This window comes from Archangium sp., from assembly GCF_057119385.1.
This window is the reverse complement of record NZ_DBNGVP010000211.1, coordinates 1-24,498: the sequence shown is the minus strand read 5'-3', so window position 1 is coordinate 24,498 and position 24,498 is coordinate 1. Positions and strand designations below refer to the sequence as shown.

Sequence of the window (24,498 nt, the reverse complement as noted above, 5' to 3'; positions counted from 1 at the left end):
GCGAACGAAAACGGACGTCGGGAGAGATAACCTCAACCAACCGAACCGCCGGATGCGGATCCGCCTGTCCGGTGGTGTGGCAGGGGGAGTAGGGAGTTACCCTCTCTACCCCCCTATGCCGATTGGGAAGACGCCGGGCGGGGAGTACCTGTGCTTTGACTATAGGGGCTCAACCCATCAGCCCCGGATCGTCCTGGTGACGGTGGAGATGTCCATCCTCCCCATCGCCAACAGCTTCCAGGAACTGCTGGAGGGGTTGCACGACGATTGACGGTAAACTGTGCGTGAACCATGCCCGGCACGCGCTTCTGCACCTTCGACGATTCGCTCTGGCCGCTGCTCATGGTGCGTGTCGTGGGGGTGGCATCGCCTCCGCAGTTCGAGGAGTACCTGGAGGAGTCCGCGTCCTTCTACCGTCGACGGCAGCCCTACGTGATCGTCTCGGATCTGCTCCAGGTGGGAATGCTCCCGGCCGAGCTGCGCCGCAGGCAGGTGGAGTGGACGACCTTGCATGATGGGCTCATCCGGGAGTCCCTGCTCGGCAATGCCTTCATCATCAACACCCCCATCTTCCGGCTCGGGTTGAACGTCCTCTTCCACCTCAGTCCGCCCACCTGGCCCTATGTCGTCGTTCCCCGCATGGAGCCGGCGCTCGCGTGGGCCGTTGTCCGGCTGGAGGAGGCGGGCCTGCGGGAGCACGCGGAGCGTGTCCGGCGGCATTTCGGCCTGCGTCCCTGAGCCAGTCCTCGGTTGGCTTCATCAGACCTCATGCGCACTGGGCGTGAAGGGGGGGCGCATCCACTTCGCGGTGGGGGTCGGCTATAAGCGGACTCGATGAATCGCCCCTTCCTGGCCGCGGCGTGTCTCGTCCTCCTCTCCCTCGCCATTGCCAGCCCGCCCGCGCGGGCGGCCAGCCAGCCCCGGCGCGTCACGAACGCCACGGAGGTCGTGCAGCTCTGGTCCTCCTCCCAGCACGTCTACGTGAAGGGGAACATCGGGGTCTCCGACGCGCAGCTTCGCGAGCTCGAGGAGTGGTCGAGCATGCTGCATCCCCACTGGACCGTGGTGCTGCTGGAGAGCGCCGAAGGGGAGCGCTTCACCGATGCCGCGGGCACCTCCTTCCAGGGCATCGAGGCGGTGAAGCAAGCGCTCGGCAAGGGACTGTCGAACCGCACGGGTTTCGGCTCCCTGAAGCACCAGGTGACGGGTGAGCCGGATGGCGCCATCTTCCTCCTGTCTCTGCGCGAGCGGAACCTGTCGTACTTCGGCTCCGAGGCCCAGGACCGGCGTGGCCTGGGTGAGGCGAACTGGAAGGGGCGGCTCGATGCCCCGGCCATCGCCGCCATGCGCGGCGGGGGGCGCATCGTCGATGCGGTGACCGACACCATCGTCTCCATCGACAGGGAGCTGGCGGCCCGCATCCAGAAGGAGCAGGAGGACCGCGAGAGTGCCCTCCAGAAGGCGATCGCCGATCGCGAGAGCGCTCGCGCCTCGCTGCGTGACCTGCTGCAGCGGGTACCGGGCTTTCTCGACATGCTCATCGCCCAGCAGAAGGAGCTCTTCGGAGGCACCCCTCCGCCCGGTGTCCCGCTGGCGAATCCCGACTTCGTGGGCCTGCGCGTGAAGGCCGCCAAGGCCCTCGCGCTCCTCGACGCGGCACCGGGCTCCAAGCGCCAGAAGCCGCCGGATCCAAGGACCGGCCTGCCGCCGGACCCGAAGCTCGACCAGGCGAACACGGCCTACGAGGAAGTGCGCGCCGTCCTCAACGGTGTGTCCGAGACGTTCGCCACCTGGCAGCGGACGTTCTCGCGGCTGAATCAGGCCTCGGTGGCGCTCGCGGCACTCGAGGAGTCCCGCTGGAAGGCCTTCGCCGCACCGGAGTTGGAGGCGGCGAACGCGGCACTCGGGCGGGCGCGTTCCGCCGTCGCCGTGCTGTCGCCCGGCCACGAGGCGCTGCTCTCCGAGGCGGAGGCCCTGCGCCAGAAGGCGGACGCCTTCCTGTCCGAGGTTGCCCGCCAGGCGCCGTTGTTGGACGAGCAGGCCCGTCTCCTCGAGGCCCTCGAGAAGGAATCCCGCGTCGAGGTCGCCCGGCAACAGCTCGCGGATGCACAGGCGGCGCTGCGGCGGGCTCGCGAGTCCTTCGCGCGTCAGGATCGTTCCTTCATGGCCCTGCTGCACTCGAGTGATTCCTCGTACCGGATGGCCCGCGAACGCATCGAGGAGGCCGAGCGCAACGCGACCCTCCGCAACGTGCTCGTGGGCCTCTCCGCCCTGGCCCTGGGCGTGCTCCTCGTCTTCCTGCGGACCCGCCGCAACCGGCACATGCGCGAGGCCGCCGGCCTCCATGCCCAGTGGCGCAAGGCCCTCGACGAGAAGATGCAGGCGCTCTTCGGGCTGCTCGACCGGACCCACCTGGCCGCTGGCCGCTCGCGCGAGGAGATCCAGAAGCGCTACGCGGGCACCACGCGCGAGCGGGCCCTGACGGTCGCCTCCGAGGTGGATGAGCTGTTCCTGCTGTCCGTGGGAGCCTCGCGCGTGCTGGAGCAGGCCGAGGCGCTGCTCTCCGGCAAGGGCGCCCTGGGCTGGCTCACGGCCCAGTTGTCGGCCTCGCCCTTCCAGCGGGTGACGCGCCTGCTGCGCGACGAGCCCATCGTCTTCCACCCCGATGACGGCATCGAGCTCGTGCTGCGGGGCCTCCCCACCGCCGAGCAGCGGCTCATCGGAGATCTCGCCAGCTACCAGCCGTTCTCCCTGTCCCTGGAGGCGCTCATCGAGGCCTTCAACACGCGCGCCAGCAACGTCCTCCCGGCGCTCCAGGTGCTGGAGGACGTGCCGGGCCAGGCGGGGGAGGGTGTCGCGGCGCTGGAGCGCCTCATCGCCGAGGTGCGCACGGCGGAGCCGGGGGCCGTGCGGCTTCGCGTCCCCGCGATGCTCGAGCAGGTCGTGCCGTCGCTGGAGGCCCTGCTGACGGAGGCACGTTCGCTCCTGGTGGAGGATCCGCTCGGCGCGTTCCATGGGCCGCTCGTCACCGCACGCCGGCAGGCCGCGGACGCGTCGGCGCTGCTGCCCGTGCTCGCGCGTGGCCGCTCGGAGGTGCTGCCCCTGGCGGAGCGTGCGGGGGAGGCGCTCGTGTCCGCCGGACTGTCCCGCCAGTGGCTCGACGAGGCGAGCGACGCGCTCCACCGTCAGGCGGACGAGGTGGCGCGGGCGTTGGTGACACGCCAGGCCGATGATGACGTGAAGGTCCTCGCCGAGGCGCTCGGGAAGCTGGAGCAGCGCGCGGCCGAGGCGGGGCGGCTCGCGGAGCTGTGCGGACGCGCCCGCGCCGGACTGACGCGGGTGGGGGCGGAGATCGAGGCGGCACGGGCCGGACTGGGACAGGCCCTGGGTCTGGCGCCCGTGTCGATGCTGCGAGAGGAGGGGAGGGATCCTTCCGTGCACATCACCTCGGGCGAGCAGTCGCTCGCGCAGGGGCGCGAGGCACTGAGCCGCGGTGAGCTCGAGACGGCGCGTACCGGAGTCGAGGCCGCGCTGGCGAGAGCATCCGAGGCGGCGCAGCTGGTGGCCCGGAGCCGCGAGGTGCACGCCCGCTTCGAGGCCTGGTGCGAGGAGCGCCGTGCCGAGGCGCGGCGGCTCGCGGGGCTCGTGGCCGAGCGCCAGGCCCCCCTGACGGAAGCGATGCGCCGCTACCTGCCCTCGGCGCTGAGATTGCGCGCGGACGATCCGGTGCGCCCCCACGCGAATGGCACCGTCCAGGACAACCTGCGCGAGATCGCCGCGAACACGCAGCGGGCCGCGGAACTGCTCCAGTCGGCGAGCAAGCTGTTCTCCCAGGGACGGCTGCTCGCCTCGGCCGAGCGGGTCGGCCAGGCGCGGGAGCAACAGGTGCTCGCCGCGCACCGGCTCGACGAGCTCACGGACAAGGTGCGGCAGCTCCAGGCCGCCGAGGAGAGCAACCCGCAGCTGCTCTCGGCGGCCGAGGCGCTCGCCGCCGCATGCGCCGTGGACGTGGCCGATCCCCGCGTCACGGCGACCACTCGAGGCACGCTCGAGGCGGCGCGGGGGCTGGTGGAGGCGGCCCGCGCCAGGGTGGGCGTCCTGCCCGGTGACCCGCTCTCGGCGGCCGAGCGGCTGTCGGCGGCGAGTCTGGCACTTACCGACGTCCAGCGGAGCGCGGCGAATGATCACTCGCTGCACGCTCGCGCCGGGGAGAGCCTGAGCGCCGCCCGATCGGCGCTCGAGATCGCCCAGGAGTGGGTGCGGCGCGCCGCGACGGACGGCATCACCGACAGCCGCGAGACCACGCGCGCCGTGAATGCGATCGGCGCACTGAGGGGGGAGCTCCAGAAGACGGATGACACGTTCAGCCAGCCCCATGGCGACTGGCTCGCGATCGAGGCCGAGGGCGAGCGGCTCGAGCTCCAGGTGGCCCGTGAGGCCGCCGCGCTGCGCAACGAGCTGGAGGCCGCCGAGCGTGCGGTGCGCGCCATCAAGGAGGCGGCCAATCCGGTCAAGCGCGCCAAGGAGTGGCCCACGGCCCATGGCGTCTCCATCTCGGGGAATCCCGGCTCCCGGCGGCTCACCGAGGCCCGCTCGGCCCTGCATCAGGGCGACTACGCGTCCGCCCAGGCGGCCGCGGAGAACGCCTCGCAGCTCGCTCTCGCCGCCATCTCGTTGGCCGAACAACAGGTGGCCCAATACCTCGAGGAGGAGCGGCGGCGCGAGGAGGAGCGGGAGCGCGAGAGGGAACGGGAGCGCGAGAGGGAACGGGAGCGGCAGCGCGAGCGCGACTGGAGCTCGAGCAGTTCCAGCAGCTCGGACAGCTCGAGCTCCTTCTTCAGCAGCTCCAGCGACTCGGGCTTCTCCAGCTCCTCCTGGAGCAGCAGCGACAGCTCCTCCAGTGGGGGCTCGAACGACTCGGGCTTTGGCAGCTCCAGCTGGTGAGCCCCGCCCACCCACAACCCCCCGCGACGCCTGCCTGCCTGCCGCATCCTGTGCTTGACATTTCCCCTCCCCCCGGGGATTAGTTAGTTTGCGGTCACTAACTTATCTCGGGCCGAGGAACTGACCCTCCCAGAGGAGGGCCAGGGCGCACGGGAGCACAGGTATGCAGAAGCTTCTTCGGAATGGCAGGACGGGCAAGGCCCCGACGTTCAAGGTGCTGGTTGCGGGCGGGCTGGTGCTGACGCTCGGCGCGGGCTGCGGCTCGCGCGTGGACGCCGCGCAGAAGCCGGGGGCGCAGCAGGCCTCGGGCTCGGCGCAGGAGTCCGCCGTGAAGGCGGACACGGTGGAAGTGGGGGAGGCGAAGGTTCCGCGCTTCCTCACGCTCACCGGCTCGCTGTCGGCCTACGAGGACTCGGACGTGGCCGCTGGCGCCGCGGGCAAGGTGATGTCCGTGCACGTCGAGCGCGGCTCGGTGGTGAAGAAGGGCGACGTGCTGGTGAAGCTGGACTCGCGCACCGCCGCGGCCAGCCTCGAGGAGGCCCGCGCCCAGCTGGCCCTGGTCAAGTCCCAGCAGGCCCTGGCCGACGCCGAGTGCGAGCGCAACCAGAAGCTCTTCGAGGGTGGCTCCGTGTCCACCGCCGATCATGATCGCGCCCAGGCCCAGTGCCGCAACGCGGCGGCGCAGGCGGCGGCCAGCACGGCGCGCCTGAGCCTGCTGGAGATCAACGCCACCGACGCCACCATCCGCGCCCCCTTCGATGGCGTGGTGGCCGAGCGCGCGGTGTCCGTGGGCGAGTACGTCCGCCAGGACTCCAAGGTGGTGACGCTGGTGGCGCTGGATCCGCTGCGGCTGGAGCTGACCGTGCCCGAGTCCTCGGCCGCCTTCGTGCGCAAGGACCAGGAGGTGGAGTTCACCCTCACGGCCACGCCCAACATGGTGCACAAGACGAAGGTGTCCTTCGTGGGCGCGGGCCTGCGCCGCGGCACGCGCGACCTGGTGGTGGAGGCGCTGGTGCCCAACAAGGATCGCACGCTGCTGCCGGGCCAGTTCGCCACGGCGAAGGTGCAGCTGGGCGAGCAGCAGCTCCCGGTGGTGCCGCGCACGGCGGTGCTCGAGGACGGCGCGCGCCGCAAGGTCTTCGTGGTGAGCGATGGGCGGCTGGAGGAGCGCGTCGTCCAGGTGAGCGGGTCCGCCGCGGACTCGCTGGGTGTGATGGCCGGCGTTCGCGTGGGCGAGCGCGTGGTGGCGGTGGCGCGGGATGATCTGCGCGACGGCCAGAAGCTTCAGTAGGCGAGGGCACCGCACATGCAATGGCTCGCGAGTATCTGTGTCCGGAAGCCCGTCTTCGCGTCGGTGCTCATCCTGCTGATCTGCGTGGTCGGCGGCGCCGGCTACGTGAAGCTCAACGTCGATCGCTTCCCGAAGGTGGACTTCCCCGTCGTGGTGGTGAACACGGTCATGCGGGGCGCCGCTCCCGAGGAGATGGAGACCGACATCACCGAGAAGGTGGAGGAGGCGGTCAACACCATCTCCGGTATCGACGAGATGAACTCCACCACCGCCGAGGGCGTGAGCACGGTGGTCATCACGTTCGTCCTGGAGAAGAACGTGGATGTGGCCGTGCAGGAGGTGCGCGACCGCATCAACCAGATCACCTACAACCTGCCGCGCGACGCGGAGACGCCGCTGGTGCAGAAGTTCGATCCGGACTCCGTGCCGGTCATCATCCTGTCCGTGCAGGCGGAAAAGCCCGTGCGCGAGCTCACCGAGTACGCGGATCGCGTGCTGCGCCGGAGGCTGGAGACGGTGCAGGGCGTGGGCCAGGTGAACATCATCGGTGGCCGCAAGCGCCAGGTGAACGTGTGGCTGGATCCGGTGAAGATGCGTGCGGCGGGCGTGAGCGCGGGACAGCTGCAGGCGGCGCTGGCCTCGCAGAACATGTCGATGCCGGGTGGCAGCATCGAGACGGGCCCGCAGCGCTTCACCCTGCGTCTGCGCGGGCGTGTCACGAGCGTGGAGGAGCTGGGCAACCTCGTGCTGCGCGAGAGCAATGGCTACATCCTGCGCGTGAAGGACGTGGCCCGGGTGGAGGATGGTGAGGAGGAGCCGGAGACGGCCGCCATGCGTGACGGCAAGTCCGCGGTGCTGCTGTCCATCCGCAAGCAGTCCGGTGAGAACACCGTGGCGCTGGTGGCGGAGGTGCGCCGGCGCGTGGCGGAGCTGAGCACGTCGCTGCCGCCGGGCTACTCGCTGGAAGTGGTGCGCGACAACTCGGAGACGACCCTCACCGCCGTCCACGCGGTGCAGGAGCACCTGCTGCTGGGCGGTCTGTTCGCCGCGCTGGTGGTGCTGCTGTTCCTCGGAAGCTGGCGCAGCACCATCATCGCCGCGCTCGCCATCCCCACGTCCATCATCGGCACCTTCGCGGTGATGAAGTACCTGGACCTCAACCTCAACAGCATCAGTCTGCTGGCGCTCGCGCTGGCGGTGGGTATCGTCATCGACGACGCCATCGTGGTGCTGGAGAACATCCACCGCTTCATCCACGAGAAGAAGCTCAAGCCCTTCCCGGCCGCCATCCTGGCCACCAAGGAGATCGGCCTCGCGGTGCTCGCCACCACGCTGTCGCTGCTCGCGGTGTTCCTCCCGGTGGCCTTCATGGGCGGCATGCCCGGACGCTTCCTGAGCAGCTTCGGCCTGACGATGGGGGCCTCCATCGCCGTGTCGCTGCTGGTGTCCTTCACGCTCACGCCCATGCTGTGCGCGCGGTGGCTGGCCCCGTCGGCGTCTGGCGAGCACGGGGGCCATCACCGCAAGCCCCTGCTGGAGCGCGCCACCGACGTCATCTACCTGCCCCTGGAGCGGGCCTATGAGCGCGCCCTGCGCTGGGTGATGGCGCACCGCTGGGTGGCCGTCGTGGCCTCGGTGGTGACGCTCGGCTCGTGCGGTCCGCTCATGGGCAAGGTGCCCAAGGGCTTCCTCCCCAAGAGCGACGAGGCCCAGTTCCAGGTGAGCGTCCGCATGCCGGAAGGCACCAGCCTGGACTCCACCCTCCTGGTGACCGAGCGGGTCGCCCGCGAGATGCGCGAGAAGATCCCGGAGGTGACCTCCACGCTCGTCACCATCGGTGAGGGCGCGGACAAGACGCCCAACGTGGCGGGCATCTTCGTGAAGATCGTCAACCCGGATCAGCGCGTGGCCACCCAGGACGAGATCATGGACAAGGTGCGCCATGAGATCACCTCCAAGATGCCCAAGGAGTACCGGGTGAGCGTGTCCAACGCGCCGCTCTTCGGCGGTGCGGGCTCGCAGGCGGCGGTGCAGTACGTGGTGACGGGCCCCGAGTTCGACGAGCTGGGCAAGCAGGCCTCCCTGCTGCTGGCGAAGCTGAAGCAGATTCCCGGCGTGGTGGACGCGGACAGCAACCTCATCATCGGCAAGCCCGAGGTGAGCGCGTACATCGACCGCTCGCGCGCCGCGGATCTGGGCGTGCAGGTGCCCGACGTGGCCAGCACCCTGCAGATGGTGGTGGGGGGCCTCGACGTGTCCACCTACGTGGAGAACGGCAACCTGTACGACGTGCGGCTGCGCGCCGAGCCGTCCGCTCGCGCCAGCATCGAGGACATCGGCCAGCTCACCGTGCCCTCGGCCCGGCTCGGCTCCGTCCCCCTGTCGGACGTGGTGAAGCTGCAGCGGGAGGAAGGCCCCTCGCAGATCAGCCGCATGAACCGCCAGCGGCAGATCATGCTCACCGCCAACACCGCCCCCGGCGTGAGCACGGGTCAGATCGTGGAGAGGTTCGACAAGGTCATCGCGGAGTCGAAGCTGCCGGCCGGCTACGCGGCGAGGCCCGCGGGTCAGTCCCGAGAGATCGGCCGCACGGTGGGCAACTTCGCCCTGGCGTTCGGCCTGGCCTTCATCTTCATGTACCTGATCCTCGCCGCGCAGTTCGAGTCGTGGATCCACCCCATCACCATCCTCCTGTCGCTGCCCCTCACCGTGCCCTTCGCGTTGATCTCCCTGCTGGTGTTCAAGCAGGCGCTCGACATGTACTCGATGCTGGGTCTGCTGGTGCTCTTCGGCGTGGTGAAGAAGAACTCGATTCTGCAGATCGACCACACCAACCAGTTGCGGCGTGAAGGCCTGCCGCGGCTGGAGGCCATCGTCCACGGCAGCAAGGACCGGTTGCGGCCCATCCTCATGACCACGCTGTCGTTCGTGGCGGGCATGATTCCGCTGCTGCTCTCCAAGGGCGTGGGCGCGAGCTTCAACCAGGCCACGGCCGGAGTGGTGGTGGGTGGACAGACGCTGTCGCTGGTGCTCACGCTGCTGGTGACGCCGGTGGCCTACTCGTTGTTCGATGACGCCTCGGCGTGGTTCGGCCGGAAGTTCGCTTCCAAGCGCTCGCCCGAGGAGACGGGCGAGGCCGAGGTAGCCCGGGCCTATGGCGGCGACACGCTCGCCGAGCTGCGCCCGGCACATGATTCGGAGGCAGCATGATTGCCTTGCTCGCAGTGACGCTGACGGTGAGCGCCGCGACTCCGGTGCTCACCCTGGACGAGGCGCTCGCGTCGGCCCGTCAGAACAACCTGGACCTGAAGGTGGCGCGCGCCCGGCTGGAGCAGTCCCGTCTCCTGTCCAACAGGGCGTGGGCCGCGTACCTGCCCACCATCTCGGTGGGCGCCAGCTACACCCGCAACTCCAATGAAGCGGTGGTGACGCTGCCGGGCGGTCCGCAGATCGTCATCCAGCCGTATGACCAGCTCGGCGCGCAGGCGGAGGTCCGGCAGGCCGTCATCGCGCCCGCGCTGATCCCCGCCATCCGCAACGCGGGGATCGCCGAGGACGTGGCGGAGCTGAACACGGAGAACGCCCGGCGGGAGATCCTCTTCGCCGTGGCGCAGGCCTACTTCGGCGCCGCCGCCTACCAGGAGGCCATCCGTGCCACGCAGTTCCTCCTGGAGGTGAACACGGCGCGCGAGTCGGACACGCGGAAGCGCTTCGATGCGGGCACGGTGACGAAGGTGGCCCTCCTCCGGTCGCAGCTGGACCGGGCGCGGGCCGAGCAGGATCTGGTGCGGGCGCGCAACGCCTTCGCCTCCTCGCGGCTGGCGCTCGCCACGCTCATCCAGCGGGACGCGGACTTCACGCTGGAGCTGCCCCCGGTGCCGCAGGTGCCCGCGCAGGGGGAGGACCTGGTGAAGCAGGCGCTGGAGCAGCGGCCGGACGTTGCCGCCGCGCGGCGCAACCTGGACCTGGCGCTGGGCCGCAAGCAGGGCGTGTGGTTCTCCTATGCGCCCTCGGTGGGCTTCTCCGGTGTCTACCGGCTCAGCAACGCCGCGGGCTTCGCGGGCCGCAACGACGTCTGGGCGCTGTCGTTGAGCGCGCAGTGGACGCTCTGGGACGGCGGCATCCGGGAGATCAACCTGCGCGAGGAGTCCGCCCGCGTGGCCGAGGCGTCGGCCCAGCAGAAGCAGGCGGAGGCCCGGGCGGTGGAGGAGGTGTCGCGCGCGCGGCTGGAGTTCGAGAACGCGCAGGCCAACCTCACCAAGGCCGAGGAGGCCCTGGGGCTGGCGCGTGAGACGCAGCGTCTCACGGAGATCAGCTTCAAGGCGGGTGTGGCCACCTACCTCGAGGTGGCGGACGCCAACTCCGCGCTGACGAACGCCGAGGTGGGTGCCATCTCCGAGCGTCTGCAGACGTCGCTCGCGGCGCTGCGGTTGCTGCGCGCCGCCGGCTCCTTCGCGGTCCAGGAGTAGGCCGTCGCTCCCTCTCCCTCTGGGAGAGGGCCAGGGCGAAAGCATTTAAGGGTGGGAAGGCCAGAGAAAAAGGCGGGCTGCCTACTCAGGGAGTAGTAATCGCTGGGTGACTTGGTAGAGCGAGTGGACGCGGAAAGTCATATGCTGCGAGCTACTCATGGAGTCATCAGCGCAGACCCAGCAAGGCGAGCAAGCACTCAACGTGCTCTGGCAGCACTTCAGCAGCTTGGAAGACCCCCGAGTGGAGCGCGGCAAGCTCCACTCGCTGTACAACGTCTTGACGATGGCGCTGTGCGCGGTGATTGGCGGGGCCAACAACTGGGAGACGGTGTACGAGTTCGCCCTGGCGCATGTGGCTTGGTTTGCCACCTTGCTGCACATGCCCAACGGAGTACCCAGCAAGGACACCTTCCGCCGAGTGTTCTGCGCCCTGGAGCCAAGGGCCTTCGAGGCGTGCTTCCGCAGGTGGGTGAAGACGCTGGTGAGGGACCTCAACGCGCAAGTGGTGGCGGTGGACGGCAAGAGCGTGCGCGGAGCACTGGGCACGGGCCTGGAGGACACAGCGCTGCACCTGGTGCACGTGTGGGCCAGCGAGCAGAAGCTGCTGTTGGCGCAAAGGGCCGTGGAGGGAGCCCCTGGAGAAGTGAGTGCAATCCCCGAGCTGCTCGAGGTGCTGGAGTTGAAGGGGGCCGTGGTGACGGTGGACGCCAACGGGTGCACGGCCAAGATAGCCCAGGCCATAGTGGACGCAGAGGCCGACTACGTGCTGGCGCTCAAGGGCAACCGGGGGCCGCTCCACGAGCATGTGCAGGAGGTATTCGCCCAGGTACGCACTGCCGAGGAGAAGAAGTGGCAGGAGGAGGCAACTGGCCGCCGCGTGGACGAGGCGCGAGCTGGGGCTCAGGAGGGCGCCGAGGAGCACCAGGCCCAGCCGATGTCTCACAGCCGCAGTGAGGAGGCGGGACATGGCCGGCACGAGGTGCGCAGCGCCTGGGCGCTGGAGTTGAAGCTGGAGCAGGCGCCAGCCAGCGCGAATACGTGGGTGAAGCTGAGGTCAGCCGTCATGCTGCTGCGCGAGCGCACCGAGGGCGGCAAGACGACACGAGAGTGGCACTACTACCTCAGCAGCATGTGCCCCCAGGCCGAGGAACTGGCCCGAGTCATCCGCTCACACTGGGGAGTGGAGAACGGCCTGCACTGGAGCCTGGACGTGAGCATGAACGAGGATTCACGCCCCATCCGCGACCACAATGGGGCGCAAAACTTCGCTCTGCTCAGCCGGATGGCCCTCACGCTGCTGCGGCGCGAGAAGACGTGCAAGAAGGGCGTGCCCACCAAACGCAAGAAAGCCGGCTGGGACTCCGGCTACCTGGTGCGCGTCCTGAAATCCGCAGCTTCCGACATTTAAATGCTTTCGCCCTGGGGAGAGGGCAGGGGGTGAGGGTCTTCTGTCCGCGGACGACCCTCACCGGCCCGTGATGAGGTTCTCGAAGCGCGCGTACTGGCGCGCCAGCCGCGCGTAGTCCGAGGGGCGGATCTCCCGCTGCTCCAGCGTGCGCACCAGATCCTCCCTCGCGGCCAGGTAGTCCGCCGCTGGCAGCCCGCAGCTCTGCTCCAGCATCCGCGCCGCCTCGTCCTCGGGCAGCGTGAGGGGAATGCCCAACCGCTCGTGCATGTGCCGCCGCAGTTGCCGCGCCAGCTCCGGCACCAGCTCGCGCTCCACCTTCGAGCGCCGGGCCAGCCAGCCCAGGGAGCGCACGTACTCCAGCGCCGAGCGGTGCTTCTCCACCACCAGCGGCCGGGGTGGGCCGAAGCGCGTCCCGCGCGACACCGCGTAGATCAGCCCCACCAGCAGGCCCTGCGCCACGAAGACCCACAGGCCCCGGGCCGAGGGAGGCTCCGGCTTCGGGGGCACGCCGTGGTGGTACTCGTCGAAGGCGAGTGGCCCGCGCGCCGCCAGCGCGTCCCAGAAGCGCAGGTTGTCCAGCAGCTCCAGCCGCCGGTTCTCCGCCAGGTCCGTTCCCGCCAGCACGTACACCTCGCCGCGTCCCTCCGGCACCCGCCACACCACCGCCGCGCCCTTCGCTCCGGCGAGGGGCACCGCCTCCGGCCGCCCCACCGTGATGCCCCGGTCCAGCGACACGCGGAGCCGCTCCACGCTGCGCATCGGGCCTACCGGCACCCAGACGCGCACCGTCGTCCCCGTGAGATCCTTCTCCTTGGGCGGCAGGCCCTCGGAGTCCGGTGCCAGCATCGGGGCCTCTGAAATCCCCAGCCAGGTGTCCAGTTGGGGCTGTCTCGCCTTCGCCTCCCTCGACACCAGGTAGACGAGCGTTCCGCCCCGGGAGACCCAGTTCCGCAGCGCCCCGGCCTCCTCCTCCGTCACGGGCCGTCCCGCGGGGGCCGCCACCACCACCGTCCGGAGGCTGTCGTCGAGCGCCTGTCCGTCGAACGCCTCCCGCAGCGCCGACACCCGGGCGCCCGACTCCTGGAGGTACAGGTACAGCGCCCGCACGCCCAAGGGGCCCGGGTTGTCCACCGAGGGCACCAGCGACGGGGCAGGGGACTGGTTCACCGCGAGCCCCAGCCCCAACGCCAGCGCCACCAGCACGCCGTAGATGACCGCCGTCCGCGTGACCTTCATGCCACCGCTCCCGCGAGCCCCTGATGCAGCCGCTCCACGTCGTCCACGAAGCGCGCCGCGTCCTGCGGCGGCACCGGCTCGAGCGAGTAGAAGGCCTGGTCGTACCAGCGCACCAGCCGCTCCACCTCGCCCGTCAGCTGCGCGGAGGCTCCCCGCCCGGGCAGCTCGCCCACCAGCTCGCGATTCGTCTTCACCCGGTCCGGCCGCGCCAGCCGCTTCGCCTCCAGCGAGGACAGCAGCGCCAGCAGCCCCTCCCGGATGGCCTCGCGCGGCCGGGCTCCCAGCGCCGCCCTCGCCCGCGTCAGGTGCTCACCCGGCGAGTCGAGCTCCAGGGCCGCCGCGCCCGTCTCCGTGCCCGCTTCACGGCGCGCCGGGCCTCGCCGCCAGTGGCGCAGGCGCAGCACCGCGAAGAGCACCGCCGCGAAGCCCAGCCCCAGCACCAACGTCCGCGTGCCCGTCGCGAAGCCCTGCGCCTCGCGCGTCATCAGCAGCTCCTCCAGGAACGCCTTCAGCTCCCGCATCAGCCGCTGGAGCAGGTCCCCCTGGCGCTGCCTCGCCTGGGCGAATTCGGGCCGAGAGAGGATCTCCTGGAGCCGCTCCGGCTCGGTGGTCCGGGGTTGGGTCTCCGGCACGGCCTCGGGCGGTGCGCACGCCGCCTGGATGCGCCGGGCCGCCGTCTCCGCTCGCTCCGCCGGGGTTTCATCGCCCGGTGCGCGCAGGGGCAGACCCTCCCAGCGCTGCTCCAGCGCCTCGAGGTGCGCGTCCATCGCCACCGGCTCTCCCCTGGACAACACCGTGAGCTGTTGCAGCTCGCTCGCGGCGTTCTCGCAGGGCAGGACCGCGAGCCACAGCAGCACCAGCCCGGACATCATCGCGCCTCCAGGCGCCTCTCGAGATCCAACCCCTCCCGGCGCACGCGCATGTCCAGGTAGAGCAGCGCGTAGACGACGATCCCCAGCGGTGTGAACACCGCCTGTCCCACCACCTGAAGCAGCTCCGCGGGCACCAGCAGCGACTGGGGCGCCGGGGTGGCCGCCGGATCCAACGCGCTGCCATGGATGAACTGGATGATCATCGCGGGCAGTCCGCACAGCACGCTCACGGCGATCAGGATGATGGACACCACGGTGACGAGGATCATCGCCCGCACGGTGACGCGCCCGGTGAAGCCCGGCCCCACCCGCCCCGAGAGCAGGGCTCCCGAGCGCCGGAACGAGCCCACCGCCGGGAGATCCTCCATGGCCATCACCGGCGCCAGCAGGGAGAAGCGCAGCAGGTACCAGAGCAGTCCGCCCACCATCCCGAGCACCGCGAGGATGGGGCCTCCGGCCAGCAGGATCCACCCGAGCACCCGGATGCCCGAGATCGTACCCTCGGTGCGCAGCACGATCGCCCCGCCCACTCCGGCGAGCAGCGCGCCGGGCAGCATCAGCAGCAGGATGGCGCCCACCGCCCAGAGCAGGGACAGCAGGTAGGCCCCGGTGAACGTGCCCAGCCGCTTCAGCACGCGCTGCATTCCATCCGACGGGCGCGTGGGTTCTCCGAGCTGCGTGGGCACCACGTACCGGGACACCGCCAGCGTGTTCAGCGAGTACACCCAGAAGGTGACGCCCAGGGTCGCCGTCAGCATCAGCAGGAAGCGGGAGTACTCGGCCGCCAGCACCGCCATGTCTCCGTCCCGCGCGGCCACCTGGATCACCGCGAAGTTCCGCTGCACCGTCAGCTGCAGGGCCTTGCTCACGATGTAGGAGACCAGATTGAAGCCGAGGCTCAGCAGGAAGAGCGTCTTGAAGTGCTTGCGCCAGAAGGTGGCCGCGCGATCGATGATCTCACCGACAGCCAGGGGACGCAGATCCGAAGGGGGAGGGCTCACGGGCCCAGCATACTGGTGACATGGTGTCCTGGGGGAAGACCCTCACCCCGTCCCTCTCCCAGGGGGAGAGGGGAGGGTGCACAGCGCCTTCACGGCCTCCGCGGGGTTGCTCGCCTCCAGCACCGCCGAGATGACCGCGAAGCCCGCTGCCTCCCCGAGCAGCGAGGCCCGCTCCGGTGTGATGCCTCCGAGCGCCAGGGCGGGGCAGGGCAGGGCCGCCGCCAGCATCCGGAAGCCCTCGGGCCCCAGCGTGGGCCGCGTGTCCTCTGGTTTCGAACCCGGCGAGAACACCGGGCTCACCAGCGCCAGATCCGCGCCCACGGCCCGGCGTGCTTCCTGTTCGTCGTGCACCGCCACGCTCACCTGCCGCCCCGGGGGCAGGTGCGGACGGACATCCTCCGGTGTCAGGCCCGCCGCCGGCAGGTGCAGGTGCGCTCCCACCAACAGGGCCACGTCCAACCGGCCATTGACGTAGAGCGGATTGCCTCGCGCCCGGCACAGCCCGGCCAGCAGCCGGGCCTCCTCCAGGAACTGGCGCGCGGTGGCCTCCGGGTGCCGGTGCTGCACGGCCACCTGGGGCCCCACCTCCAGCGCCCGCTCCAGCGCGGACAACAGCCGCTCCCGGGGCAGGCGCCAGTCGGTGATGACCATCACCCTCGGTACCACTACTCGACGAGCCCCTCGAGCGGGCTCGACGCCGACGCGTACGCCTTGCGCGGAATCCGGCCGGACAGGAAGGCCTCGCGGCCCGCTTCGATGGCCAGCTTCATGGCGCGCGCCATGCGCACCGGATCCTTCGCGCCCGCGATGGCCGTGTTCATCAGCACCGCGTCCACGCCCAGCTCCATGGCGATGGCCGCGTCCGACGCCGTGCCCACGCCCGCGTCCACGATCACCGGCACCTTCACCGTCTCGCGGATGAGGCGGATGTTGTGCGGGTTGCGGATGCCCAGCCCCGAGCCGATCGGCGCCGCCAGCGGCATCACCGCCGCGCACCCCACGTCCTCCAGCTTGCGCGCGGTGATGGGGTCATCCGACGTGTAGGGCAGCACCGTGAAGCCCTCCTTCACCAGGATGCGCGCCGCCTTCAGCGTCTCCTCCACATCCGGGTAGAGCGTCTTCTCGTCGCCCAGCACCTCCAGCTTCACCCACTTGCTCATGCCCAGCTCCTCGGCGAGCCGGCAGGTGCGCACCGCGTCGTCCGCCGTGTAGCAGAGCGCCGTGTTCGGCAGCAGCCGCATGCGCGAGCGGTCGATCCAGTTCATCAGCGAGGCCTCGCCCTTCGCCGCCAGGTCCAACCGCCTCACCGCCACCGTCACCATCTCCGCGCCCGAGGCCTCGTGGCACCGCTTCATCACCTCGTGGCTGGGGTACTTCCCCGTGCCCACGATGAGGCGCGACTGGAAGGTCACTCCCGCGATCACCAGGGGTTTGTCCTGCACGCTCATTGTCCGCTCCTCTATCCGCCACCGACGAAGGTGACGATCTCCACGCGATCCTGCGGCGACAGCTGGTACTCGGGGTGGCGCGCGCGGCGGACCACCTCCGCGTTCACCTCCACCGCCACCCCGGGGCCTCCCACCTCCAACGAGGCGAGCAGCGCCGCCAGGGTCATTCCCTCGGGGACTTCTCGTGCCTGTCCGTTGATCCAGATCGTCACGGCTCGACGCTCCTGCTGCTGGCGCCCGACGCACTACAGGCGCGTCCGCGTGCTGTCAACGCGCACTCCGGGCATCACCCCTGGCTATACTCCTGGGCATGTTCACCGTCCGAAGCAGGCTCGTGGCCAGTGCCCTGGTGCTGACGCTGGGACTCCCGGCCACCGCCGCCGAGCCCTCCCGCACCGCGGATGCCCCCACGCGCGCGGCCGGCCTCCATGGCCACCGGTATGCCTTCGTCGCTGGTGGGGTTCTGCTCCTCGGGGGCGCGGGCTTCGGCTATCTCGCCCAGGGCGAGGCCAACCGGGCCCGCACGCTCTCCTCGGCGCGTGAGTCCGGCGCCGCGCTCGACAGGGCCCGCGCCAACGCCGCCACCGCCAACGTGCTCTATGCCGTGGCGGGGGCGGCCGTCCTCTATGGCCTGGTCCTGGAGCTGCTGCCGGAGCCCGCCGCGGAGACGGCGAGCCTCACGTTCCACTTCTGAGTCACTGCTTCCGGGGCAAGGTGATGGCCGGGGAAGGCCCAGAGGACCCTTGCCCGGCCCGGGGTTCTCACGCTCTGATTCGCCCCCCATGCCGGCCTCCGCTCCCCACGAGACCCTTCCTCCGTCCGCGCAGCGCCCGCTCACCCTCCAGGACGTCAAGACGCTCGGACTGGCGGCGCTGGGTGGCGCGCTGGAGTTCTACGACTTCATCATCTTCGTGTTCTTCACCGCGGTGATCGGGCAGCTCTTCTTCCCGCCCGACACGTCCGAGTGGTTGCGCCAGCTGCAGTCGTTCGGCCTGTTCGCGGCCGCCTACCTGGCGCGCCCGCTGGGCGGCATCGTCATGGCGCACTTCGGAGACCGCAGTGGCCGCAAGCGCATGTTCGCGCTGAGCGTCTTCATGATGGCGGTGCCCACGCTGCTGATCGGCTGCCTGCCCACCTACGCCACCGCCGGTTACGCGGCGCCGCTGGCCCTGCTGGTGCTGCGCATGATGCAGGGCGCGGCGGTGGGCGGTGAGGTGCCGGGCGCCTGGGTGTTCGTCTCCGAGCACGTGCCCGAGCACCGCGTCGGCTTCGCCTGCGGCACGCTCACCGCCGGCCTCACGTTCGGCATCCTGATCGGCTCGCTGGTGGCCACGGCGATCAACAAGATCTACACCCCCGAGGCGGTGCGGGACTTCGCCTGGCGCCTGCCCTTCCTGGTGGGAGGCGTGTTCGGCTTCTTCGCCGTGTTCCTGCGCCGCTGGCTGGCGGAGACCCCGGTGTTCTTGGAGATGCGCCAGCGCAAGGCCCTGGTGCGGGAGCTGCCGCTCAAGGCCGTGCTGCGGGGCCATGGCGTCTCGGTGGCCGTGTCCATGCTGCTCACCTGGGTGCTCACCGCCGGCATCGTGGTGGTGATCCTCATGACGCCCACGCTGGTGCAGAAGCTGTACGGCATCGCCCCGGCCCAGGCGCTGGAGGCCAACAGCGTGGCCACCCTGAGCCTCACCGCCGGGTGTGTCGTCTTCGGCCTGCTCGCGGATCGCTTCGGCGCCGGGTGGATGCTGGGCATCGGGACGCTCGGCCTGCTGGCGGCGACGTACGGGCTCTACCTCGGCGTGGGCGCGGCGCCGGAGCACCTCGTGCCCCTGTACGCGCTGGCGGGCTTCTGCGTGGGCGTGGTGGGCGTGGTGCCCACGGTGATGGTGCGCGCCTTCCCCGCGGCGGTCCGGTTCTCGGGACTCTCGTTTTCCTACAATGTCTCCTACGCCATCTTCGGCGGCCTGACGCCCCTGGCGGTCACCTTGATGATGAAGGAGCAGCCCCTGGCGCCCGCGCATTACGTGGCGGGGGTGTGCGCGATGGGGTTCCTGGTGGCGCTCTACCTGCTGAGCGCGGGCCGCACCCGTTTCGCCTCGCTGAGCGCCTCGTAACGCACGGTTGCTCTCCCAGCGCTTGCGTGCACCGCATCACCGCCCCCACATCGAGGGCACCCGCTTCAGGGTGCGCCTGCCGCGCTCCGCGCAGCCTGTTCCGAGGAATTGAAGGGGACCGGTGCCGCCCCGGGCAGCTCGATGGCCTCCACCTGCTCCGCGCGTGGGCCCAGGGCGGGGATGATGAACCAGGGCACGTCGCGGAAGGCCTCCCGGGGGCGCAGCGCGGCGTCTGGCGAGAGGGTCACGAGCTGCCGCCGCTCGCCGCCCAGGTGGAACGTGACGCGCAACGTCTCCGGCACGCCCCGCGGTGAGACGAAGAAGGCCCAGCGATCCCTCGCGTAGCCGGTGCGGATGAACGCCACGCCCCTCACCACCGCGTTGCCGGTGGCCACGTCCAGCCGGTGTGCTCCCGGGGGCAGCTCCGGCGGGAGGGCGGGCGTGGAGAGATCGTACAGGCGCAGCGCCGAGCCGGCCGGCACCTCCAGCGGCGCGAAGGGCTCGGCGGCGGGCGAGGCCAGGTAGTGCCGGTAACCCTCGGCCCGGCCCCAGTCCAGCCGGGGGTTGCCCTTGTGCGCCATCCGGCCGCTCCAGAACATGAAGTTCAGGTGCTCGAACTGCTCGGGCGCGTCCCACTCCATGCGCAGCCAGACAATCGCCTTGTCCGGGAGCACCTTCGCCGCGGCGAGTCCCGCCTCCTTGGTGTGGGTGCGCTCGCCCAGGTCCCGCTTGGCGCTCCGCATCTTCAGGTGCGCGAGCACGGTGCGCGGGGCGAGGAAGTAGAGCGCGAGCGCGGTGCAGGCCACCCCCATCCCGAGCGTGAGGGACCGGCGCGCGCGGGCCACGAGCATCGGCAGGCCCACGAGGAGCGCGAACGCGAGCACGAGGCAGAGTCCCTCGAAGAAGCCGGGGACGCGCCGGGTCTGCTCGAGTGCCTCCGGCAGCTTCGCCCGGAGCGGCGCGAGGAAGGCCAGCCTGGGGAGCAGGAAGGGCGTGGAGAGCGCGCCCACGACGGCCGCCGCGAGCACGGGGCGGCGGAAGCTGTCGCGCAGGAGCAGGGCGAGGGCGCAGAACACCGCCGTCACCGCGCCCCAGGTGGTGGCCGGGACCTTCGCCGCCGCCAACGAGAGGATGAGCCAGGTGGGCCACAGCCACAGTGCCACGGCGAGGGTCTCGAGCTCGCGGGTGCGCAGGGCCCGGTAGAGGAGCCAGAGCCCGGCCAGCAGCGTCAGCGCCTCCGGGAAGGGCTCCAGGGTGCGCAGGTGGATCTCATTGAAGATCGCATCCAGCGGACGGATCCACATGACGATGGAGGGATTCCTTCGTGCCTCGTCCTCGAAGAGGTGGCTCCGGGTGACGTGCGACTCGATGGCCCACAGCTCGGGGTAGGCCTGCCGCGCATAGAGCGACCACGGGAGCGCCACGGCGGCCGCGCAGACGAGGAGCAGGGCGAGCTGACGCGGCCTCGGGCCCTGCGTGAGCCCGAGCAACCGGCCCGCGGCGAGCACCCCGGCCACGCCCACGGGGGTCAGCGCGAGGGTGCTCTTGCACAGGTAGCCGAGTCCCACGGCGACACCGGCGAGGGCCGCGAGGAGGAGCGAGTCACGCCGGATGGACGTGACGAGCAACACCATGGCCAGGGCGAGACAGCCGGCGAGCGTGGTGTCCGTCATGTCGCCGAACATGAAGCCCTGGACGAGCTCGTAGGTGAAGGGGAGGACGAGCAGGGTGCAGGCGGCGACGGTGGACCAGAAGCGTCCGGCCGTCCGGCGCATGAGGAAGAAGACGCCGAGCGCGGCGGCCACCATGCCGAGCACGGAGCCGAAGCGGGCCACCCCCGTGCTCACACCGAAGAGGCGCATGCCGAGCGCCGCGAACCACATGGAGCCGAGCGGCTTGTGGAGCCAGAGGCTCCCGTTGATCCAATCGTCGATGGCCGGGCGGTGGAAGGGCTCGGCGTAGACGTGGGGCCGCAGCGGGGTGTCCATCAGCCCGCGCGACACGGCGAGGTGCACGGCCTCATCCCAGTTGTGGATGCCGGGATGATCCAGGCCGGGCAGGAGCGCCACCAGGGCGGTGACGAGGATGGCGCTCACACAGAGCGGATCGGGAGGGGGCCGGCGCACGCGAAGGCCGGGGACATTACAGCACGGGGCCGAATTCATCTAACCTCACGGCATGCGCGTCTTCTCGAATTCGTGGGTGCTCGCCTGCGCACTGATGGCTTCCGGCTGTCTGTTCGCCGAGAACGCCGGGCCGGGCCATCCCTGCTCGGACGACTCCGAGTGCCCGGCCTCCTACCGCTGCGTGACGGTCTCCGCGGAGCAGCGCTCCTGCGAGGTGGTGTACCCGCCCGCCCCGCTGGAGACCGACGCGGGCTCCGCCGATGCCGGGCCCGTGCCCACCTGGTGCAAGGACATCCGCCCCCTCATGGCGGCCAGTTGCGTGGCCTCGTGCCACGGCGCGGACACCTCCGGCAGCAAACGCACGGACTTCCGGCTCGACCAGTACGCGGCCATCGGCGGGGTGAACGGGGCCCGGGACATGGCCGCCCGCATCAAGGCTCGCGCGGTGGATACGCAGACGATGCCGCCCACGGGCAGCCCCGCTCCCTCTACCGCCGAGCGGGAGCTGCTCCGGCAGTGGATCGCTGGCGGTACACCCCTCTGCGCGGACGGTGGTACTTAAGGGCTCTTCTATGAAGCGCATCCTCCCGAGCCTGCGTCCGAGTCTCCTGGGCCTCTGTGCCGTGATGGCCACCGGCTGCACCATCGAGGCCCCCGATTTCTCCGGCAAGTCGTGCGAGTCCCTGGCCGACTGCCCCCGGCCCTACACCTGTGTCGCGGCACGTCCCGGCGCGGGGCGCACCTGCGAGGTGCTCAACGGGCCCGGCACCGCCGACCCCAACTCGGGGCCGGTGCCCACCTGGTGCCAGGACATCCAGCCCATCCTCGCGGCCAACTGCGTGTCCTCGTGCCACGGCGCCACCACGACGGGCAGCGGCCGCACGGACTTCCGGCTCGACCTGTACGAGGCGGATGGGGGCATCGCGGGGGCGAAGTGGATGGCGCCCCGCATCCACGCGCGCACCGTTGTCTTCCGCACCATGCCGCCCGCGGCGAGCCCCCAGCCCACCGAGGAACAGCGCGAGCTCATCGACCGCTGGGCCTCGGGCGGTGCGCCCTTCTGTGAGCCAGCGGGCAGCGACGGCGGCTCCTGACCCCGGGGGGGAGTGCCGCGGCCGGGGTGAATGCGGGGAAAGCCGCGAATTCTTCCCATTTTCAGCAGGCAGCCCGCCGGGCCCTCCGCCGATGGGCCTCTGCCCCTGTGCCGGTTTTCCGCTCCGACAAGCCCTGTGCACCCGCGATGCAGGTCACCAGTTTCCTGGCACACGCCGGGGAGCTTCCTCCCCTGGTGAGGAACGAAAGGAGCGGCACCATGCGTAAGCTCATGATGGCGGTGATGGCGGTGGCGGGACTCGGTTTGACGGTGGGCTGCCAGGATCGCAGCAAGGTCCAGAGCGAGCAGAAGGACGTGGCCGAGGCGCAGCGTGACGTGGCCGAGACGCGCCAGGAGTCGGCGCAGGATCTCGCCGAGGTGCGCCAGGACAGCCAGAAGGAGATGTCCGACGCCGAGAAGAACCTGGTGGAGGAGCAGCGCGAGCTGGCCGATGCCCAGCACAAGCAGATGGTTGACGGGGACGACCAGGCCACGGGTGGCAGCGGCACCACGATGAACAAGAACGACACCGCGGCCAACGTGAAGACCGAGGAGGTGGAGGGCACCATCCAGTCCGCCTCGGCCAACACCATCGCGATCATCGTCCCGGACAAGAACAACCAGGTGATGCGCTTCCAGGCCGACCAGCAGCTCAAGGTGATGAAGGACGACAAGCCGGTGGCCCTGAAGGATCTGAAGGCCGGTGACGAGGTCCGCGCCTCCTACTCGCTGGATCCGAACGGCAAGATGATGCTCAAGAGCATCGAGGTGGAGAAGATGAGCGCCCAGCACCCGGGCGTGAAGAACAAGTAGTCGCGCGCAACACGGTGGGACGCGGCCTCCGCCTCCGGGCGGGGGCCGTCGTCCATCCCGAGTCCCATTCCGGAGTTTCTTGTCGTGACGGACGGGAAGCCCGAGACTGCGGCCATGGCTCTCAAGACGGGTGACGTGCTCGAGCTCCACCAGCGTTGGTGCATCGCGGATTCGCACGCGGACTCGCTGATGTGGAACAGGGATCTCTGCGAGCGCTCCTCGGAGGGACACGTGGACTTTCCCCGCCTGCGCGAGGTGGGGATGAAGCTGCAGTGCTTCACCATCGTGACGCGGGGCTTTCCCTTCATCGGGGGCTTCGAGGCCTTCGCCGTCTGGCGGGGCTGGCCGCGCGAGGCCCGGGAGAGCGAGTGGACACGCGCGGTGTGGCAGGTGGACCGGTTGGCGGAGTTCTGCCGCCGCTCCGAGGGGCAGGTGCGCATCACCACCACGGGGCGTGCGCTGGAGGAGAACCTCGCCCAGGGGCGGCTGTCGGCGGTGCTCGGCATCGAGGGCGCGCACGCCATCGAGGGCCAGGTGGAGCGCGTGGCGGAGCTGTACCAGCGGGGCGTGCGCTTCATGGGCCTCACGCACCTGTCCAACAACGAGGCGGGGGGCTCGTCCTTCCCGCTGATGGGAAACCGGCCGCTGTCGCCGCTGGGCCACGCGGTGCTGGAGGAGATGGCGCGGGTGGGCATGAGCGTGGACGTGGCCCATGCCTCCGAGCGGACGCTGGAGGACATCCTGGCGCACCCCACGGCGCGCATCTTCTCCTCGCACACGGGGGTGCGCGGGGCGGGAGGCGGGTGGCGCAACCTGTCGGACGAGGTGCTGCGCAAGATCGCCGGGCGGGGTGGGGTGGTGGGCATCATCCTGGCCCCGGTGTACCTGGGCGGAGACGCCATCGACGATGTGGTGCGGCACATCGAGCACGCCCTGGGGGTGATGGGGGAGGAGGGGGTGGGGATCGGCTCGGACTATGACGGCATGGTGGCCCTGCCCAAGGGCATCCGCGACGTGACGGACCTGCCCAAGCTCACCGAGGCCCTGCTGCGCCGCCATCCGGAGGCCCTGGTGGAGCGAATCCTCGGGGGCAACTTCCGGAGGTACTTCCGCGAGACGCTCGGGGAGTGACACGGGTTGACCGGGCCCCCGGCGCCTGGAATCGTCCGGCGCCGTGATGACACGCTCTTCCGTCCTGTTCTCGTTGATGATCGGCTCCCTCCTGCTGTCCGCCTGTGGCGTCAAGGCCGGCGACGCTTGCTCGGGAGGTGGCTACACCTGTGCCTCCGAGGAGCAGGCACTGGAGTGCCGTGACAAGGTCTGGCGCGCGCTGCCGTGCCGGGGGGCCTCGGGGTGCGGCGAGTCCGGGACCGAGATTCTCTGTGACATGAATGGCAACGGGGCCGGGGATGCGTGCGCGGCGTCCGCCGAGGGCCGCGGGCTGTGCACGGCCGACGGCAAGGCCCGGCTGGAGTGCCGCATGGGCGTGCTCGTCCAGGTGAGCACGTGCAGCTCGTGCGTCATGGACGACACCCACGTCACCTGCAATCCGTGACGGGTGGGGCTCAAGAGCTATCGATAAATCCCGGGGATGGGCAAGGCGGGTGATCCAGAAATGGGTAGGAGCAGCGCGGCCCGACTCCTGAGGTTCGGGCGCAGGAGTTACTGATGAAGTAGGTAGAGGGGGTG

At 70.4% G+C, this 24,498-nt stretch carries 21 protein-coding genes; 14 read left to right on the top strand and 7 right to left on the bottom strand.

All coding sequences use genetic code 11. The annotated features are described in order from the left end of the window. From AC16DP_RS48090 to AC16DP_RS48060, 7 genes are all read left to right on the top strand, one after another. Positions 1-271 (top strand): SMI1/KNR4 family protein (locus tag AC16DP_RS48090; RefSeq protein ID WP_483957099.1); only part of this gene is annotated, 271 nt, incomplete at its 5' end. A gap of 20 nt (positions 272-291) precedes the next feature. Continuing rightward, the gene (locus tag AC16DP_RS48085) at positions 292-738 is read left to right on the top strand and encodes a hypothetical protein (RefSeq protein WP_329725379.1); all 447 of its coding nucleotides are present in this window, start codon (positions 292-294) and stop codon (positions 736-738) included. A gap of 96 nt (positions 739-834) precedes the next feature. After that, entirely contained in the window at positions 835-4,944 is a 4,110-nt protein-coding gene (locus AC16DP_RS48080; RefSeq protein WP_329725378.1) for a hypothetical protein, read from the top strand. Between the two features lie 163 nt (positions 4,945-5,107). Continuing rightward, a complete protein-coding gene (locus AC16DP_RS48075) occupies positions 5,108-6,235 on the top strand; it encodes an efflux RND transporter periplasmic adaptor subunit (RefSeq protein ID WP_329725377.1) in 1,128 nt (375 codons plus the stop codon). A gap of 15 nt (positions 6,236-6,250) precedes the next feature. Beyond that, positions 6,251-9,445: an efflux RND transporter permease subunit gene (locus tag AC16DP_RS48070; RefSeq protein WP_329725376.1), complete on the top strand. Its 3,195-nt coding sequence runs from the start codon at positions 6,251-6,253 to the stop codon at positions 9,443-9,445. Next, positions 9,442-10,704, top strand: coding sequence for a TolC family protein (locus tag AC16DP_RS48065; protein WP_329725375.1), 1,263 nt, complete (start codon positions 9,442-9,444; stop codon positions 10,702-10,704). The genes AC16DP_RS48070 and AC16DP_RS48065 overlap by 4 nt, the downstream gene beginning before the upstream one ends. A gap of 157 nt (positions 10,705-10,861) precedes the next feature. Further along, positions 10,862-12,112, top strand: coding sequence for an ISAs1 family transposase (locus AC16DP_RS48060; RefSeq protein WP_329725374.1), 1,251 nt, complete (start codon positions 10,862-10,864; stop codon positions 12,110-12,112). 57 nt (positions 12,113-12,169) lie between these two features. Here the strand turns inward: AC16DP_RS48060 and AC16DP_RS48055 are convergent, their stop codons facing one another. From AC16DP_RS48055 to thiS, 6 genes are read right to left on the bottom strand one after another with little or no spacing between them, the layout of a single operon-like run. Further along, entirely contained in the window at positions 12,170-13,348 is a 1,179-nt protein-coding gene (locus AC16DP_RS48055) for a DUF4350 domain-containing protein (protein WP_329725373.1), read from the bottom strand. After that, entirely contained in the window at positions 13,345-14,220 is an 876-nt protein-coding gene (locus tag AC16DP_RS48050) for a DUF4129 domain-containing protein (RefSeq protein ID WP_329725372.1), read from the bottom strand. The genes AC16DP_RS48055 and AC16DP_RS48050 overlap by 4 nt, the downstream gene beginning before the upstream one ends. Next, positions 14,217-15,221, bottom strand: coding sequence for a hypothetical protein (locus AC16DP_RS48045; RefSeq protein WP_329725371.1), 1,005 nt, complete (start codon positions 15,219-15,221; stop codon positions 14,217-14,219). Before AC16DP_RS48045 ends, AC16DP_RS48050 begins: the two co-directional genes overlap by 4 nt. 42 nt (positions 15,222-15,263) lie before the next feature. After that, positions 15,264-15,872: a thiamine phosphate synthase gene (locus tag AC16DP_RS48040; RefSeq protein ID WP_329725381.1), complete on the bottom strand. Its 609-nt coding sequence runs from the start codon at positions 15,870-15,872 to the stop codon at positions 15,264-15,266. 14 nt (positions 15,873-15,886) lie between these two features. Beyond that, complete coding sequence (locus AC16DP_RS48035; RefSeq protein ID WP_073563565.1) at positions 15,887-16,669, bottom strand: thiazole synthase; 783 nt, start codon at positions 16,667-16,669, stop codon at positions 15,887-15,889. A gap of 11 nt (positions 16,670-16,680) precedes the next feature. Continuing rightward, entirely contained in the window at positions 16,681-16,881 is a 201-nt protein-coding gene (gene thiS, locus AC16DP_RS48030; protein ID WP_047857213.1) for a sulfur carrier protein ThiS, read from the bottom strand. Between the two features lie 98 nt (positions 16,882-16,979). Here thiS and AC16DP_RS48025 point away from each other — a divergent pair, with 98 nt between their 5' ends. Both AC16DP_RS48025 and AC16DP_RS48020 read left to right on the top strand, forming a co-directional pair. After that, entirely contained in the window at positions 16,980-17,363 is a 384-nt protein-coding gene (locus AC16DP_RS48025) for a hypothetical protein (RefSeq protein WP_329725370.1), read from the top strand. Positions 17,364-17,451: 88 nt separating this feature from the next. Continuing rightward, positions 17,452-18,777, top strand: a complete 1,326-nt coding sequence (locus AC16DP_RS48020; RefSeq protein ID WP_329725369.1) for an MFS transporter — start codon at positions 17,452-17,454, stop codon at positions 18,775-18,777. Between the two features lie 65 nt (positions 18,778-18,842). Here AC16DP_RS48020 and AC16DP_RS48015 read toward each other — a convergent pair whose 3' ends face one another. Continuing rightward, entirely contained in the window at positions 18,843-20,873 is a 2,031-nt protein-coding gene (locus AC16DP_RS48015) for an ArnT family glycosyltransferase (protein WP_329725368.1), read from the bottom strand. Positions 20,874-20,997: 124 nt separating this feature from the next. Between AC16DP_RS48015 and AC16DP_RS48010 the strand changes: the two genes are divergently transcribed. The 5 genes from AC16DP_RS48010 (at position 20,998) to AC16DP_RS47990 (ending at position 24,364) form a co-directional block, all read left to right on the top strand. Then, a complete protein-coding gene (locus tag AC16DP_RS48010) occupies positions 20,998-21,465 on the top strand; it encodes a hypothetical protein (RefSeq protein WP_329725367.1) in 468 nt (155 codons plus the stop codon). Between the two features lie 10 nt (positions 21,466-21,475). Then, on the top strand, positions 21,476-21,997 hold the full coding sequence (locus tag AC16DP_RS48005; RefSeq protein WP_329725366.1) for a hypothetical protein: 522 nt from the start codon (positions 21,476-21,478) through the stop codon (positions 21,995-21,997). 218 nt (positions 21,998-22,215) lie between these two features. Continuing rightward, positions 22,216-22,809, top strand: coding sequence for a hypothetical protein (locus tag AC16DP_RS48000; RefSeq protein ID WP_329725365.1), 594 nt, complete (start codon positions 22,216-22,218; stop codon positions 22,807-22,809). Between the two features lie 114 nt (positions 22,810-22,923). After that, the gene (locus tag AC16DP_RS47995) at positions 22,924-23,940 is read left to right on the top strand and encodes a dipeptidase (protein ID WP_329725364.1); all 1,017 of its coding nucleotides are present in this window, start codon (positions 22,924-22,926) and stop codon (positions 23,938-23,940) included. A gap of 46 nt (positions 23,941-23,986) precedes the next feature. Continuing rightward, the gene (locus AC16DP_RS47990) at positions 23,987-24,364 is read left to right on the top strand and encodes a hypothetical protein (RefSeq protein ID WP_329725363.1); all 378 of its coding nucleotides are present in this window, start codon (positions 23,987-23,989) and stop codon (positions 24,362-24,364) included. Positions 24,365-24,498 lie beyond the last annotated feature (134 nt).